Source organism: Serratia sp. CY82433 (assembly GCF_052166535.1).
GTDB classification, from domain to species: domain Bacteria; phylum Pseudomonadota; class Gammaproteobacteria; order Enterobacterales; family Enterobacteriaceae; genus Serratia; species Serratia sarumanii.
This window is the reverse complement of sequence record NZ_JBJNOR010000005.1, coordinates 127,645-142,891: the sequence shown is the minus strand read 5'-3', so window position 1 is coordinate 142,891 and position 15,247 is coordinate 127,645. Positions and strand designations below refer to the sequence as shown.

Below are 15,247 nucleotides of genomic sequence, written 5' to 3'. Positions count from 1 at the left end.
TTTGAAATTTGATCTGGGTCACATGTCGCTACCTGTTTCGCCTTCCATTTTTACCGTAAGCCGCCTCAATCAGACGGTTCGCCAACTGCTGGAAATGGAAATGGGGCAGATTTGGCTCTCCGCCGAGATCTCCAACCTCTCCCAGCCCGCCTCCGGCCACTGGTATTTCACGCTGAAAGACGATCGCGCCCAGGTGCGCTGCGCGATGTTCCGCAACAGCAACCGCCGCGTCACCTTCCGGCCGCAAAACGGCCAGCAGGTTTTGGTGCGCGCCAGCATCACGCTGTATGAACCGCGCGGCGACTACCAGCTGATCGCCGAGAGCATGCAGCCCGCCGGCGACGGCCTGCTGCAGCAACAGTTCGAGCAGCTGAAACAGCGCCTGAGCGCCGAAGGGCTGTTCGATCAGCAGTTCAAGCAGCCGCTGCCCGCCCCGGCCAAACGCGTCGGGGTGATCACCTCCGCCAGCGGCGCGGCGCTGCACGATATTCTGCAGGTATTGCAGCGGCGCGATCCGTCATTGCCGATCGTCATCTACCCCACCTCGGTGCAGGGCGCGGAAGCGCCGATGCAGATCGTGCGCGCCATCGAGGCCGCCAACCGCCGCGACGAATGCGACGTATTGATCGTCGGCCGCGGCGGCGGTTCGTTGGAGGATCTGTGGAGCTTCAACGACGAACGCGTGGCGCGGGCGATCTTCGCCAGCCGCATTCCGATCGTCAGCGCCGTCGGCCATGAAACCGACGTCACCATCGCCGACTTCGTCGCCGATCTGCGCGCGCCGACCCCTTCCGCCGCCGCCGAACTGGTCAGCCGCAATCAGCTTGAGCTGTTGCGCCAGCTGCAGTCGCAGCAGCAGCGGCTGGAGATGGCGATGGATTACTATCTGGCGCAGCGCCAGCAGCAGTTCACCCGCATTCACCACCGTTTACAGCAGCAGCATCCGCATCTGCGCCTGGCGCGCCAGCAGACGCTGCTGTTCAAGCTGCAGCGCCGGATGGAAGACGGCATGCAGCAACAGCTGCGCCTGGCCGCCCGCCGCAGCGAACGCGCCCAGCAGCGGCTGGCGCAGGTGCAGCCGCAGGGCCGCATTCACCGCTACCAACAGCGCGTGCAGCAGCAAGAATACCGTCTGCAGCAGGCGATGGAGCGGCAGCTCAACGCCTACCGCCAGCGCTTCGGCGTGGCCTGCAGCCAGCTGGAAACCGTCAGCCCGCTGGCGACGCTGGCGCGCGGCTACAGCGTGACGCAAACTCCGCGCGGCGAGCTGCTGAAAACCACCAAGCAGGCGCAGGTCGGCGAACTGCTGAAAACCCGCCTGCAGGATGGCTGGGTGGAAAGCGAGGTGAAAACCATCACCGTCGCCAAGAAGCCGCGCAAGAAACGCGCGGCCGAGTAACCCCTACTCCAGCGTAAAACGCTCGCCCGGTTCGCCGTTCACCCACAGCGCGCGCATTTCGCCTTCCGGCAGGCTGAGCGCCAACGTGTGCCAGGCCGGGCGGAAACGCCCTTCCGTCGTGATATCCAGCATGATGCGCTGATGGTCGCAGCGCATTTCCCAACGCAGCCACAGCGCATCGCCCTGTCGCCAGCCCTCGCTTTCACCGTCGTCCTCAAACAACAGCCCGCTGCTTGCGCCGCAGCCCTTGAGCGGAAACAGCCGCAGCTCGCGCCGATCGTCGGCGGCCACGTCCACATGCGCCAGCCGCTGCGACAGCGGCAGCGCCGCCCCGGCGCGTACCAGCAGCGGCAAACGCTCCAGCGGCGCCGCCAGCGTCACCGTCTGGCCGCCGCCGAACCATTGGCCGCTGTAGAAGCAGTACCAGCCTTCGCCGTTGTCCGGCAGATACACCGAACGCCGGCGCTGCCCCGGCTCCACCACGCTGGCCACCAGCAGATCGCGGCCGATCAGAAAATCGTCGTTCTCGCCGAAGGTGCGCGCATCCTGTTCATGATCGAGAAAGGTCGGGCGCAGCATCGGCTCATCGTCGGCGCAGGCCTGCCACAACAGCGTGTAGAAATACGGCAGCAGTCGGTAACGCAGGTTGATCGCCTCGCGCACCGCCGGGGTGGCGGCCGGGTACATCCAGGGCTCGTTGACCGTGGCGTCGTCGTTCCAGGAGTGGATGGTGAAACGCGGATGCATCACGCCGTTTTGCACCCAGCGCACCAGCAACTCCGCATCCGGTTTGTCGCCCGAGAAGCCGCCGACGTCGTGGCCAAGGTTATACAGCCCGGACAGGCTCATGCCCAGCCCCATGCGGATGTTGTAGCGCAGCGTCTGCCAGCTGGTGCGGTTGTCGCCGCTCCAGGTCTGCACGTAGCGCTGCATGCCGGCGCAGCCGGAGCGCGAGATCAGATACGGCCGCTTCTGCGGCGCGAAGCGCTGCTGGGCCTCCATCGAGGCACGCATCATCAGCAGCGGCATCACCGGGCGGATGTGCTTGATGGCGATTGGCCGCCCGAAGCCGTGGCAGCGCGCTTCGCCGTCCCACACTTCGTACTCGTTGTTGTCGTTCCAGGTCGAGTCGATGCCCATCTCCAGCAGCTGCTGCGTGACGCCCCGCTGCCACCAGCGCACCGCCGCCGGGTTGGTGAAGTCGAGGTGCGATCCTTCGTCGTCCCAGAAGCTGGAGCGCTCGGGCGCGTCGCTTTGCGAATCGCGGATAAACAGCCCCTGCGCCGCCACCTCCTGATACTGCGGGTGATCCTGCAGCAGGCACGGCTTGATGTTGGCCGCCAGCCTGAGGCCGGCGTCGTGAAACGCCTGGCTCAGTTGCTTGGGCTGCGGCACCTTGTCGTAGTTCCAGTTGAACACGTAGCGCTTGTTGTTGATCGAGGTGTAGCCCGACGACAGCTGGAAAGAGTCGCAGGGAATGGCGTGTTGACGGCACAGCGCGATGAACTGCTGCAGCTGCTGCTGGGCATCCGGCGCGTCGGTGTAGTGCATGGTCGAGCCGCTGTAGCCCAGGCTCCACTTCGGTCCGAAGTGGGTGCGGCCGGTCAGGCGCACGAAGGCCTTAGTGACGTCCAAGACCTTCGGCCCGAGGAACAGGTAGTAATCCAGATCGCCCGCTTCGGCCTGATAGCGGCGATAGGCCGCGTGGTAGTTGTCGATCTCGTTGCCCAGATCCAACCAGCAGCTGCTCAGGTTGTCGTAAAACAGGCCGAAGCTCGCCTCCGGCCCGCGGGTGATGGTGAACGGAATGTGCTTGTACAGCGGATCGGTGCTGGCGGCGTTGTAGCCCATGGCGTCCAGGTTGCGCATTTCGAAGCGGCGGCCGGTGCGCTCCAGATCGCCGGCCTTCTCCCCCAGGCCGTAATAACGCTCATCGGCGAAACGCCGCTGATAGTGCGCCACGCCGTCGCCGTGCGCATTGAGCAGGTAGGCGCTGGTCGGCCGATCCGCCGCCAGCGGCCGCCATTCGCCGGCGGCGTTGCAATATTCCCATTCCAGCCACAGCGGCTGATGCACCGTCACGCGCAGCAGCGGCGTGCTGACCACCAGCCGATCGCCCTCCTGGCGCAGCTGGTAGCCCGGCAGGCTGAAGCCGGCGACGCTGAGCCGATCGCGCCCCTCCCAGGGCACATCTTCCTGCGGCGCGATGCTCCAGGTACGATCCAGCGCCAGTTCGCCCTCACGTTTGATCAACACGCGGAACAGACCGTCTTCCAGCACGTACAGGCAGAAACGGTGGCGTTCATCGACCAGCAGCTCAACGTGGTCGGCATGCTGCGCCGCCAGCGTCCAGTTTTTCAAGGTTTTCATAAGCATTCCACTTAGCTGTGTGAAGGTGTTTTCTTACCGCCGCGTTCGGCGATCAGGGCAATCAGGAACAGGGCACCGATCAGATCGAAGAAGCCCATGGCGATGAACAGCGGGTTGAAGCCGATGGTGTCGGATACCGCGCCGATCAGCAGCGTGAACAGGAAGCTGGCGATCCAGGCGCTGGATCCGCGCATGCCGTTGACCGTCGCCATCTGGTTTTTATCGAACGACTCCACCACCAGCGCGCTGAGCATGCAGGAGATCACCTGGTGGCCGAAGCCGCCGATCGAGATCAGCGCGATCGCCACATAGGGATCTTGGGTGATCGCCACGAACGCCAGCGACACCATCAGGAAAGCGCCGGTCACCGAGCTGGCGACCACCGAGTTGACGCGGCTGCAGCCGAACCATTTGCGGTACAGGGTGGTGAGATAGCCGCTGGCGACGCTGCCGATATCCGCCGCCAGAAACGGCAGCCAGGCGAACATCGCGATCTGTTTCAGATCCATGCCGCGTTCGGTGGCCAGGTACAGCGGCACCCAGAAGCTGAATACCGCCCAGGCCGGCTCGGCGAGAAAGGCCGGGATGGCGATGCCGTAAAACTTCTTGTTCTTGCACAGGCTGGCCAGCGAGGTGAGGAACGGCAGCTTAGGCAGCACCGGTTCGTTGTCTTCGCGGATCAGATCCAGCTCTTGCTGGCTGAGGTTCGGGTGCTGCTGCGGCGAGTGGTAGAACAGCCACCACAGCACCACCCAGATCAGCGCCAGCCCGCCGGAGAACAGGAAGGCGCCCTGCCAGCCGAAAGAGACGTGAGCGATGACGATGATCGGCGGCGCCAGCATGGCGCCGATGGAGAAACCGACGCCCGCCCAGCCGGCGGCGATCGGGCGCTCCTTCTTCGGAAACCAGTCGGAGATCGCCTTGGCGTTGGCCGGGGTGGCCGCCGCCTCCGCGCCCCCCATGAAGAAACGCAGAATGGCCAGTTGCAGCCAGCTGCCGGCGCCGGCGTGCAGCATGCACACCACCGCCCAGATGCCGGCGCAGATCAGAAAGCCCATCTTCAGGCCGATAACGTCGATCAGCCAGCCGCAGATCGGCTGAAACACCGTGTAAGCCAGCTGGAACGACGCCACCACCCAGGCATATTGCTCGGTGCTCATGTTCAGGCTGGTTTTCAGCTCCGGCGCCAGAATGCCCAGCGAGTTGCGGGTGATGTAGTTGACCGTGACGCCCAGCAAGAACAGCGCCAGCATCCACCAGCGCAGCGATTTGAACTTGCGCCGGCCGCTCTGCGCGACCGCCTGATTGATCTCCACACTCATCGGTTCTCTCCCCGCGGCCGCCGGCTACGGCGACGCGCGTTTTGGTAGGGTACGTTGTGCTATCAAACACGGGGCGGTGAAAACGGGTCGGCGCCATATCATTGGCCGACAGACAATCACAACCCCATGATTTATTTTTGTTTTCATTTTCGCACACCGTTAAAATTGGACTGACATGTCGCTAAAATTGGTGTACCAATGCAGACTACTCAGCGAGAGCGCGCAGCGAAACGCTGTTTTTTGCAAAGATTTTCACAGGCGGGTGAAAAAATAGTCATAATGACCAAGAAATCCGGTCAAGACGCTGAAAATCTGCAATGAAAATATTCTCACGGACGAATTTGAAGGAGATCACAGAATGAACGGAAAGCTGAAAATTCAGGAGATCGCTCGCCAAACCGGGCTGTCGATCAGCACCGTTTCCCGCGTGCTGGCGGGCAAGGCCAACACCAGCGCCGAGGCGCGCCGCAAGGTGCTGGACTGTGCGCAGCAAAACGGCATTCTGCAGGGCATTTCCAGCGGCCGACTGATGCTGAACAACGTGATGGTGTTCGCGCCGCAGCGCGCGTTCGACGTGCGCACCGACATCTTCTACTACAAGGTCATTCAGGGTATCGCCGCCGCGCTGATGGAGCACGAGGTGCGCATCCGCTACTGCGGGCTGGAAGAGCAACACAGCGACGGCGCGCTGTTTCTGGAAAAGATGAGCGACCCGCACACCGAAGCGGCGCTGATCATCGGCATCGACGACGAGCATATCCACACCCTGGCCGCCGATCTGCACAAGCCCTGCGTGCTGATCAACTGCAGCGATCGGCAGATGCGGCTGGACAGCGTCTCGCCGGACCATCAGCTGATCGGCGATTACTCCGCCAGCTACCTGTTCCAGCAGGGGCACAGCCATATCCTCAATCTGCAGTGTCTGCGCCGCCACACCATGGAGCTGCGGCTGGCGGGCATCCGCCAGGCCTACGCCCGGCATCATCTGCCGTTCGACGACGGCCGCCATCTGATCACCACCTCCGGCTTCGGCGGCGAAGAGGCCGAGCAGGCGCTGACCACCTATCTCGACGGCCTCCATGGCCACTCCCCGCTGCCGACGGCGATCCTGGCCGGCGGTGACTACATGGCGGTCGGGGCGGTCAAAGCGCTCAACAAGCGGGGGCTGAGCGTGCCGGGTGACGTCTCGGTGATGAGCACCGACGGCTTCAATCTGGCGGAAATCCACGATGTGCCGCTGACCTCGGTGCAGGTGCCGCGCGACGAACTGGGTTACGAGGCGATCCAGCTGCTGCAGCGGCGCATGCTGCGCGCCGACGCGCCGCCGTGCAATCTGCTGCTGCACGGCCGGCTGGCGGTGCGCGCCTCGGTGCGACGCATCAGCCCGCACAAGACCGCGCCGGCGGTGAGCACGCATGACCACAGGCTTTATGACGAGTAGGCTACACTTAGGCACAGTGCATTCATTCGATGAGGTAAAATTTTTGCCTAAGGAGAGCCACTATGCCAGCCCAGCGCATGCGTTCCGTCATTCCTCCCTACATGCTGCGCCGCATCATTGAACACGGCAACGCCCCGCAGCGCGACTGCGCGCTGCACACGCTGAACCACGTGCAAAGCCTGCTCGGCAACAAGCCGCTGCGTTCGCCGACCGAGAAAAACGCCCGAGCCGGTGAAGCGCTCCGCGATATCTACGACGCCCAGAACGGCACCCAGTTGCCCGGCAAACAGGTGCGCAAAGAGGGCCAGCCCAGCAACCACGACGTGGCGGTGGACGAAGCCTACGACTATCTCGGCGTCACCTACGATTTCTTCTGGCAGGCCTACCGCCGCAATTCACTGGATAACCAGGGGCTGCCGCTGGTCGGCAGCGTACACTACGGCAAGGAGTACCAGAACGCCTTCTGGAACGGCCAGCAGATGGTGTTCGGCGACGGCGACGGCGAGATCTTCAACCGTTTCACCATCGCCATCGACGTGGTCGGCCACGAGCTGGCGCACGGCGTGACCGAGAGCGAAGCCGGGTTGATCTACTACCAGCAGTCCGGGGCGCTCAACGAGTCGTTGTCCGACGTATTCGGCTCGTTGGTCAAGCAGTTCCACCTGCAGCAAACCGCCGATAAAGCCGACTGGCTGATCGGCGCCGGGCTGCTCGCCAAGGGCATCAAAGGCAAAGGGCTGCGCTCGATGTCGGCACCCGGCACCGCCTACGACGATCCGCTGCTGGGTAAAGACCCGCAGCCCGCCAGCATGAAGGATTATATCCAGACCAAGGAAGACAACGGCGGCGTGCACCTCAATTCCGGCATCCCCAACCGCGCCTTCTACCTGGCGGCGACGGCGCTGGGTGGCTTCGCCTGGGAGAAAGCCGGTTACGTCTGGTATGACACGGTGTGCGACAAAGCGCTGCCGCAAAACGCCGACTTCGCCACCTTCGCCCGCACCACGGTGAAACATGCGCTAGCGCGTTTCGATCAGAGCGTGGCGGACAAGGTGCAGCAAGCCTGGCATCAGGTGGGGGTGGAATAATGAAACCGCTGCCGACGCTCAATCAGGATACGGTCATTGAGCTGGCGCGCGAGGGAGGCTTTGCCTACATTCCCAAACTGGCGGGCCAGCGCCGCATCGCGCTGGCCGATATCACGCCGGAGCAGCGGCAGCGCCTGAATCAGTTGCTGAACCAGACGCTGCCCTATGCGCAGGAAGAAGGCCAGCCCACCTCCCCCGGCTGCGGCGACCAGCGCTACTACCGCGTGCAAATCAACTACACCAGCCCCACCCTGAGCACTGAGATCGTGCTGTTAATCCCGGAAAGCAGCGCGCCGCAGGCGCTGGTGGATCTGTGGAAAACCGGCCAGGTGGATGAGTGAGGACTTACAGCGGCTGATAGCTGAAATTCACCCGTTTTTTGGAGATCAGCCCGTGCCCGTTCTGGCACAGGTAATCCACCGCCCCGCAGGCTTTCAATTCTTGCAGCGGCTGCCCGCACGCCGGGCAGCTCGCCAGCTGCCGATAATCGCGCTGGCAGGCTTCACAATGGTAGTGACCCGCTACCCACTTCATGGTCTGACGGCATTGCGGACAGTGCGCTTCCATAACGACTCCAGGTTAAATCGCGCCCCATGAGCGCAAGAAATAGATCCCCAACGCGGTGGTGAAGAACGAACCGACGGTGGTGATGGCGATAATGTTGGCCGCCAGCGTGGCGTTGCCGCCCATGGCGCGCGTCATCACATAGCTGCCCGACGCGGTCGGCGTGGCGGAAAACAGGAAGATAATGCCCAGCGCCGCCCCCTGAAACCCGCACAGCCAGCCGGCCAGCGTCATCAGGCACGGCACCAGAAACAGCTTGGCCGCCGACGACAGCGCCGCCACGTTGGACGAGCGGAACATGGCGCGAAAATCCAGGCTGGCGCCGGTGCACAGCAGCGCCAGCGGCAGCGACAGCGCAGAGATATAGCTGCCGGTCTGGCGGATCACGGTCGGGATGCCCAGCCCGGTTTGCGCGTACAGCAGCCCGCACACCAGGCCGATGATCAGCGGGTTGGTAACGATGCTGCGCAGCAAAGACAGGTGGCTGATTTTCTTGCCCTGCCCGCCCTGCAGGCTGCGCGTGAGGGTGATGACCGACAGTATGTTGAACAGGATCACCGTCACCGTCAGGTACAGCGAAGCGAGCGCAATGCCTTCGCTGCCGTAGGCGGTCATGGCGTAGGCCAGGCCAACGATGGCGGTATTGGCACGGAAACCGCCCTGCACGAACACCCCGCGCTCACGCGGTTCTTTCACCAGCCACTTGGCGGCCAGCTCCAGGAGCAGGAAGGTCGCCAGCGTGCCGACCGCGCCGAACAGCACCAGCGGCAGGTTGCCGAGCAGCTGCGGATGGTTGGTGGCGATGCTGAAAAACAGCAGGCACGGCAGCGCCAGATTGAACACCAGGCGGGTCGCGCCGTCGACGAAGCGGTCATCCATCAGGCGCCAATGGCGCAGCAGGATCCCCAACAGCATCATCAGCAGATTCGGCACGGTGACGTTAAACGCAAAACTCCAGGTTTCCCAGGACATGGTGTTCCTTCAGGCAGGCGAGGTAATCTTCAGATAATAAAACGATTTCGGGCCAATAAAAAAGGGGCGCGGCATCACTGCCGCGCCCCTCATGAGCGATTACTTGCTCTTTTTCAGGTGGCTCATCAGGCGCTTGCGCTTACGCATCTGGGTCGGCGTCAGCAGGTTGCGTTTGCCGGCGAACGGGTTGTCGCCCTCTTTGAACTGGATGCGGATCGGCGTCCCCATCACGTTCAGCGAGCGGCGGAAGTAGTTCATCAGGTAGCGTTTGTACGAATCGGCCAGATCGCTGACCTGGTTGCCGTGGATCACCACGATCGGCGGGTTGTAACCGCCGGCGTGAGCATATTTCAGCTTCACACGGCGGCCGCGCACCAGCGGTGGCTGGTGATCGTCAACCGCCATCTGCATGATTTTGGTCAGCATCGAGGTGTTTACGCGGCGGGTTGCGCACTCGTAGGCTTCCTGCACCGATTCGAACAGGTTGCCGACGCCGCTGCCGTGCAGCGCGGAAATGAAGTGCACGCGCGCGAAGTCAACGAAGCCCAGACGCAGGTCGAGCATCTCTTTCACGTGCTCGCGATCTTCTTCACTCATGCCGTCCCACTTGTTGACCGCAATCACCAGTGAGCGCCCACTATTGAGGATAAAGCCGAGCAGCGAGAGATCCTGATCGGAGATGCCTTCACGCGCGTCGATCACCAGCAGCACCACGTTGGCGTCTTCAATCGCCTGCAGGGTCTTGATCACCGAGAACTTCTCGACGGTTTCAGTCACCTTGCCGCGTTTACGCACCCCGGCGGTGTCGATCAGCACGTATTCGCGTTCGTCACGCACCATCGGAATGTAGATGCTGTCGCGGGTAGTGCCCGGCATGTCATACACCACCACGCGCTCCTCGCCGAGGATACGGTTAGTGAGCGTAGACTTACCAACGTTAGGACGGCCGACGATCGCCAGCTTGATCGGCAAATCCTGCGGGTTGAACGCTTCTTCCGGCTCTTCGTCTTCTTCGCCTTCCAGCGTTTCGCCGTTTTGCTCGGCCCAGTAAGCGGCGTTGGCCTCTTCCTCGGTCAGCTCGACGTCTTCCGGTTTTTCCGGCACGAACGGCACCAGCACGTGTTCGATCAGTTGGGTCACGCCACGGCCGTGGGAAGCGGCGATAGCGAACACTTCACCCAGGCCGAGCGAGTAGAAATCGGCGGTGGCGGTGTCAGGATCCAGACCGTCGGTCTTGTTGGCCACCAGGAAGGTCGCCTTCTGGCGGCTGCGCAGGTGCTGGGCGATGCCCTGATCCGCCGGCATCAGGCCGGCGCGGGCGTCGACCATGAACAGCACGATGTCCGCCTCTTCGATCGCCAGCAGCGACTGACCGGCCATGCGCGTTTCAACGCCGTCTTCGGTGCCGTCGATACCACCGGTATCGACGATGATAAATTCATTGCCTTCGATTTCAGCACGACCATACTTGCGGTCACGCGTCAGCCCCGGGAAATCCGCCACCAGCGCATCACGCGTATGGGTTAAACGGTTGAACAAGGTGGATTTACCCACATTCGGGCGCCCGACCAGCGCGACGACAGGTATCATTGTTGAAGCCTCATTACTTAATAATCAATGCGTTACTGCACTGTGGATAGACACCAGCGGTGCAGCTTATAAAAATACGAAACGGCCCCTGAACATTCAGGAGCCGTTTTCAAGCCTTGCGACGAGCGGCGTTAGCGGGTGAAAGCGTAAACTTTCCCGCCGCGAGCCTGGATGATCAGCTTGTCGCTGGCCACCATCGGCGCAGACAGGAAGCCGGAGCTGTCCACTTCCTGCTGGGCGACAAAACGGCCATCGGTGGTGTTAATCCAGTGCAGATAGCCTTCGGCGTCACCGGTCACCAGATAACCATTATACATCACCGGCGGCGTCAGGTTGCGGTGCAGCAGATCGCTCTGCGTCCACACGGTCACGCCGCCTTCGGTGCTGAGCGCGACGACGCGATCGTTCTGGTCGATCAGGTAGATGCGGCCCGCGTCGACGATGAAATCGTTCACCGAACCCAGCTCGCGTTTCCAGATAATCTGGCCGGAACGCAGATCCAGCGCCGTCAGGTTGCCGTTGTAGCCCAGCGCGTAGACCACGCCGTCAACGATCACCGGCGTGGTGTCCACGTCGTTCAGGCGATCGATTTCGGTCGCGCCGCTCGGCTGAGAAATACGCTGTTGCCAGATCAGTTGGCCCTGCTGCATCAGCACGGCGCTGACGCGGCCGTTGTCACCGCCGACGATGGCGGCGCCAAAGGCGACGGCCGGCGCGGATTCACCGCGCAGCGACAGCGAAGGCATGTCCAGGTTAACCGTCCATTTCACCGCGCCGTCGGCTTCGTTCAACGCCTGCAGCATGCCGTTGGAGGTGTGCACCAACACCATGCCGTCGCTGACAACCGGACGGGAGATCGCTTCGCCGGCCACTTTGGTCTGCCAGGCGATGGCGCCGTCGGCGGTGTTCAATGCGTAAACCACCGCTTTTTCGCTGCCGACGTAAACCTTGTCACCCGCGACCGTCAGGCCGCCGGACAGCAGCGCAGACAGGTTGCTGGAGAAGAAACCGGTCTTCTCGGAGAGATTGACCTTCCACTTCTCATTGCCGCTGTCGGCATCCATCGCTTTCACGATGCCGAAGCGATCGGCGGCGTAAATGGTGCTGTCCTGATAGGCCGGACGCAGGTGGGAGTAATACTCACCGATGCCGTCGCCCACCGAGGTGCTCCACGCCTTGCTCGGCGTAAACTGATTTTCAACTTTCGGCAACGGCGACATGGTAACCACGTCTTCTTCGCTGTTAAACAGCGAGCAACCACTCAGCAAGGCAGCGGAAACCAGTCCGACCAAGAGTGTTTTACGCAATTGCATGGGAATTCCCCTTAGCTGGACAAGTTATTCAATTTCATGCGCAGCAGAACCTGCAGCGCCTGAGAAGCGTTGGACTCAATGCCCTTGCTGTAAGCTTCGCGCGCGCCCTTGACGTCGCCCTTGGCCAGCAGCACATCGCCGCGCACATCCTGCATCATCGCCGCCCAGCCTTCGCCTTTCACGCCATCCAGCGTTTTCAGCGCTTCATCCAGCTTTTTCTCCTGCAGCTGGACGCGCGCCAGACGCAGGTCGATCATCGCCAACAGGTTGTCGTCTTTGGTCTGGCCCTGCGCCAGCGCCAATTGCTGTTCCGCCTTGGCGAAATCATTCTGTTCGACAAAGTGCTTGGCCAACTGCAGCGCGGCCAATACGCCGTAGCTGTTGCCGTTAGCCTGGACAAATTTCTCCGCGGCAGCCACGTCATCCGGCTTGCCGGCCGCCAGACGATCGCTGGCTTCCTGATAGGATTGCGACGCAGCCATCATGTTGGAGTTTTCATGGCTCTGCCAGTAACGCCAGCCAACCAGGGCACCAATTCCGAGCACCACGCCCACCGCCAGCGCTTTGCCGTTCTCGGCAAAGAACCGACGCAGTGCGTCGACTTGTTCGTTTTCAGTGGTATAGACTTCCACGGTGTCCTTCTCCTTAACCTAACATCAAAGCCAGACGCGCAGCGACTTCGCTTTGCGCCAGCGTTTCTTGTTCACCACTGCGCAGGTCTTTCACCACCACCTGCTGCGCCGCCACTTCGCTCTCACCCAGGATCAGCGCGATACGCGCGCCCCATTTGTCCGCACGGGTGATCTGCTTCTTGAAGTTGCCGCCGCCGTAATTGGTCATCAGCTTCAGCTGCGGCGCCGCGTCGCGCACCTGTTCAGCCAGCTGCATCGCCGCGCTCTGGGTGCCCGCGCCGGAAGAGATGACGTACACGTCGATAGCCGACGGCGCCTTGAATTCCGGGTTAACCGCCTGCACCAGCAACACCAGGCGTTCGAGGCCCATGGCGAAACCGACCGCCGGGGTGGCGCGGCCGCCCAATTGCTCGACCAGGCCGTCGTAACGGCCGCCCGCGCAGACGGTGCCCTGCGCGCCCAGGCTGGTGGTCACCCACTCAAACACGGTGCGATTGTAGTAATCCAGACCGCGCACCAGGCGCTCGTTAACGGTATATGGGATACCTGCCTGCGCCAAAAGTTCACACAGACCGGCGAAGTGAGCACGGGATTCTTCATCCAGGTACTCGGACAGGCGCGGCGCGTCGTTCAGCAGCGCCTGCACCTCAGGATTCTTGGAGTCCAGCACGCGCAGCGGGTTGCTGTACATGCGGCGTTTGCAGTCTTCGTCCAGCACCTCAACGTGCTGCTCCAGGAACGCCACCAGCGCGTCGCGGTAGTTGGCGCGCGCCTCCAGCGAACCGATGGAGTTCAGCTCCAGCTTGACGTGCTCGGCGATGCCCAGCGCTTTCCACCAGCGGGCCGTCAGCAGGATCAGCTCGGCGTCGACGTCCGGGCCTTGCAGGCCGAACACTTCCGCGCCCAGCTGATGGAACTGACGGTAACGGCCCTTCTGCGGGCGCTCGTAGCGGAACATCGGGCCGATGTACCACAGACGCTGTTCCTGATTGTACAGCAGACCATGTTCGATGCCGGCGCGCACGCAGCCGGCCGTCCCTTCCGGACGCAGCGTCAGGCTTTCGCCGTTGCGGTCTTCGAAGGTATACATCTCTTTTTCCACGACGTCGGTCACTTCACCGATCGCGCGTTTGAATAACGGGGTCTGCTCTACAATCGGCAACCGGATTTCGCTGTAACCGTAGCTGCCCAGCACCTGCTTGAGGGTGCCTTCAATACGCTGCCATAATGCCGTTTCTTCCGGCAGGTAGTCGTTCATGCCGCGAATGGCTTGAATGTTCTTTGCCACGTGAGTTCTCTGTCCGTTGTCTGTAAAAATGAACCTGATTATAGGGACTTTGCCGCCCGGTATTCAACGCGGATGCGGTTTTCTGCCCTTCAGGTTCATAAACAAGCGGGCCAACAGGCCCGCCGTGTAGCGATAACGCTTATTTTTCCAGCAGATTGACCGTGATGCGGTTGCTTTCGTCCATCATCGCGGCCTTGGCGCGAATTTTCGCTTCCAGCTGGTCGATCATCTGTTCGTTGTCGAAACGCTCTTTCTGGCGCACGCCGTCTTCATAGAAGCCGCTCTTCTTGTGGCCGCCGGTCACGCCCATGGTGGACACCAGCGCTTCGCCCGGGCCGTTCACAACGCAGCCGATGATCGAAACGTCCATCGGCGTGATGATATCTTCCAGGCGCTGCTCCAGCGCGTTCACCGTGCCGATCACGTCGAACTCCTGACGCGAACAGGTCGGGCAGGCGATAAAGTTGATACCGCGCGCGCGGATGCGCAGCGACTTCAGGATATCGAAACCGACCTTCACCTCTTCGACCGGATCCGCCGCCAGCGAGATGCGCAGGGTGTCGCCGATGCCTTCAGACAGCAGCATGCCCAGGCCGATGGCCGATTTGACCGACCCGCTGCGTGCGCCGCCGGCTTCGGTGATGCCCAGATGCAGCGGCTGATCGATGCGCGAGGCCAGCAGGCGGTAAGACTGCACCGCCAGGAACACGTCCGACGCCTTGACGCTGACCTTGAACTGGTCGAAGTTGAGGCGATCGAGGATGTCCACGTGGCGCATGGCGGATTCCAGCAGCGCTTCCGGCGTAGGTTCGCCGTACTTTTCCTGCAGGTCTTTCTCCAGCGAGCCGCCGTTGACGCCAATGCGAATCGGGATGTTCTTGTCGCGGGCGCAGTCCACCACCGAGCGAATGCGCGATTCGTTGCCGATGTTGCCCGGGTTGATGCGCAGGCAGTCTACGCCGTATTCGGCAACCTGCAGCGCGATGCGATAATCGAAGTGGATATCGGCGACCAGCGGCACGTTGACCTGCTGCTTGATCAGCTTGAACGCCTCGGCGGCGTCCATGGTAGGAACCGAAACGCGGACGATGTCGACGCCCACGCGCTCCAGCGCTTTAATCTGATTAACCGTTGCTTCAACATCGGTGGTACGGGTGTTGGTCATCGACTGCACGGCAATCGGCGCGCCATCACCAATAGGCACCTTGCCGACGTAAATGCGTGTAGATTTTCGACGGTTGATGGGCGCTTGGTTATGCATTACTTAC

General features: G+C 62.1%; 13 protein-coding genes. 4 read left to right on the top strand and 9 right to left on the bottom strand.

Annotation, left to right across the window (positions count from 1 at the left end; all coding sequences use genetic code 11):
• Positions 1–22: 22 nt before the first annotated feature.
• Positions 23–1,399: an exodeoxyribonuclease VII large subunit gene (gene xseA, locus ACJ8PI_RS20380; RefSeq protein WP_031299944.1), complete on the top strand. Its 1,377-nt coding sequence runs from the start codon at positions 23–25 to the stop codon at positions 1,397–1,399.
• 3 nt (positions 1,400–1,402) lie between these two features.
• On the opposite strand, the gene ACJ8PI_RS20375 is transcribed toward xseA, so the two are convergent.
• Positions 1,403–3,769 carry a glycoside hydrolase family 31 protein gene (locus tag ACJ8PI_RS20375; RefSeq protein ID WP_164134629.1) on the bottom strand — a complete coding sequence of 789 codons (2,367 nt, stop codon included), beginning with the start codon at positions 3,767–3,769 and terminating at the stop codon, positions 1,403–1,405.
• Between the two features lie 11 nt (positions 3,770–3,780).
• Entirely contained in the window at positions 3,781–5,091 is a 1,311-nt protein-coding gene (locus ACJ8PI_RS20370) for an MFS transporter (protein ID WP_033635583.1), read from the bottom strand.
• Between the two features lie 358 nt (positions 5,092–5,449).
• Between ACJ8PI_RS20370 and ACJ8PI_RS20365 the strand changes: the two genes are divergently transcribed.
• From ACJ8PI_RS20365 to ACJ8PI_RS20355, 3 genes are all read left to right on the top strand, one after another.
• Complete coding sequence (locus ACJ8PI_RS20365) at positions 5,450–6,532, top strand: LacI family DNA-binding transcriptional regulator (RefSeq protein WP_164134628.1); 1,083 nt, start codon at positions 5,450–5,452, stop codon at positions 6,530–6,532.
• 62 nt (positions 6,533–6,594) lie between these two features.
• Positions 6,595–7,620, top strand: coding sequence for a M4 family metallopeptidase (locus tag ACJ8PI_RS20360; RefSeq protein WP_110593799.1), 1,026 nt, complete (start codon positions 6,595–6,597; stop codon positions 7,618–7,620).
• Positions 7,620–7,961, top strand: a complete 342-nt coding sequence (locus ACJ8PI_RS20355) for a protealysin inhibitor emfourin (RefSeq protein WP_033635587.1) — start codon at positions 7,620–7,622, stop codon at positions 7,959–7,961. The genes ACJ8PI_RS20360 and ACJ8PI_RS20355 overlap by 1 nt, the downstream gene beginning before the upstream one ends.
• 4 nt (positions 7,962–7,965) lie before the next feature.
• On the opposite strand, the gene ACJ8PI_RS20350 is transcribed toward ACJ8PI_RS20355, so the two are convergent.
• The 7 genes from ACJ8PI_RS20350 to ispG form a co-directional block, all read right to left on the bottom strand.
• A complete protein-coding gene (locus ACJ8PI_RS20350) occupies positions 7,966–8,187 on the bottom strand; it encodes a zinc ribbon domain-containing protein (protein WP_041036329.1) in 222 nt (73 codons plus the stop codon).
• Between the two features lie 12 nt (positions 8,188–8,199).
• Positions 8,200–9,156 (bottom strand): AEC family transporter, encoded by a 957-nt coding sequence (locus tag ACJ8PI_RS20345; RefSeq protein ID WP_033648913.1) that lies wholly within the window; start codon positions 9,154–9,156, stop codon positions 8,200–8,202.
• Positions 9,157–9,255: 99 nt separating this feature from the next.
• Complete coding sequence (gene der / locus ACJ8PI_RS20340; RefSeq protein ID WP_004941442.1) at positions 9,256–10,746, bottom strand: ribosome biogenesis GTPase Der; 1,491 nt, start codon at positions 10,744–10,746, stop codon at positions 9,256–9,258.
• Positions 10,747–10,877: 131 nt separating this feature from the next.
• Positions 10,878–12,059 carry an outer membrane protein assembly factor BamB gene (gene bamB, locus ACJ8PI_RS20335; RefSeq protein WP_047570924.1) on the bottom strand — a complete coding sequence of 394 codons (1,182 nt, stop codon included), beginning with the start codon at positions 12,057–12,059 and terminating at the stop codon, positions 10,878–10,880.
• 11 nt (positions 12,060–12,070) lie between these two features.
• Positions 12,071–12,691 carry a YfgM family protein gene (locus tag ACJ8PI_RS20330; RefSeq protein WP_049194911.1) on the bottom strand — a complete coding sequence of 207 codons (621 nt, stop codon included), beginning with the start codon at positions 12,689–12,691 and terminating at the stop codon, positions 12,071–12,073.
• Positions 12,692–12,704: 13 nt separating this feature from the next.
• On the bottom strand, positions 12,705–13,979 hold the full coding sequence (hisS, locus tag ACJ8PI_RS20325) for a histidine--tRNA ligase (RefSeq protein WP_033635593.1): 1,275 nt from the start codon (positions 13,977–13,979) through the stop codon (positions 12,705–12,707).
• 139 nt (positions 13,980–14,118) lie between these two features.
• Positions 14,119–15,240 (bottom strand): flavodoxin-dependent (E)-4-hydroxy-3-methylbut-2-enyl-diphosphate synthase, encoded by a 1,122-nt coding sequence (gene ispG / locus ACJ8PI_RS20320; protein WP_016929756.1) that lies wholly within the window; start codon positions 15,238–15,240, stop codon positions 14,119–14,121.
• Positions 15,241–15,247 lie beyond the last annotated feature (7 nt).

Coding starts and splice junctions, on each gene's coding strand:
- xseA (WP_031299944.1), top strand. CDS start 23: ATGTCGCTACCTGTTTCGCCTTCCATTTTTACCGTAAGCCGCCTCAAT.
- ACJ8PI_RS20375 (WP_164134629.1), bottom strand. CDS start 3,769: ATGAAAACCTTGAAAAACTGGACGCTGGCGGCGCAGCATGCCGACCAC.
- ACJ8PI_RS20370 (WP_033635583.1), bottom strand. CDS start 5,091: ATGAGTGTGGAGATCAATCAGGCGGTCGCGCAGAGCGGCCGGCGCAAG.
- ACJ8PI_RS20365 (WP_164134628.1), top strand. CDS start 5,450: ATGAACGGAAAGCTGAAAATTCAGGAGATCGCTCGCCAAACCGGGCTG.
- ACJ8PI_RS20360 (WP_110593799.1), top strand. CDS start 6,595: ATGCCAGCCCAGCGCATGCGTTCCGTCATTCCTCCCTACATGCTGCGC.
- ACJ8PI_RS20355 (WP_033635587.1), top strand. CDS start 7,620: ATGAAACCGCTGCCGACGCTCAATCAGGATACGGTCATTGAGCTGGCG.
- ACJ8PI_RS20350 (WP_041036329.1), bottom strand. CDS start 8,187: ATGGAAGCGCACTGTCCGCAATGCCGTCAGACCATGAAGTGGGTAGCG.
- ACJ8PI_RS20345 (WP_033648913.1), bottom strand. CDS start 9,156: ATGTCCTGGGAAACCTGGAGTTTTGCGTTTAACGTCACCGTGCCGAAT.
- der (WP_004941442.1), bottom strand. CDS start 10,746: ATGATACCTGTCGTCGCGCTGGTCGGGCGCCCGAATGTGGGTAAATCC.
- bamB (WP_047570924.1), bottom strand. CDS start 12,059: ATGCAATTGCGTAAAACACTCTTGGTCGGACTGGTTTCCGCTGCCTTG.
- ispG (WP_016929756.1), bottom strand. CDS start 15,240: ATGCATAACCAAGCGCCCATCAACCGTCGAAAATCTACACGCATTTAC.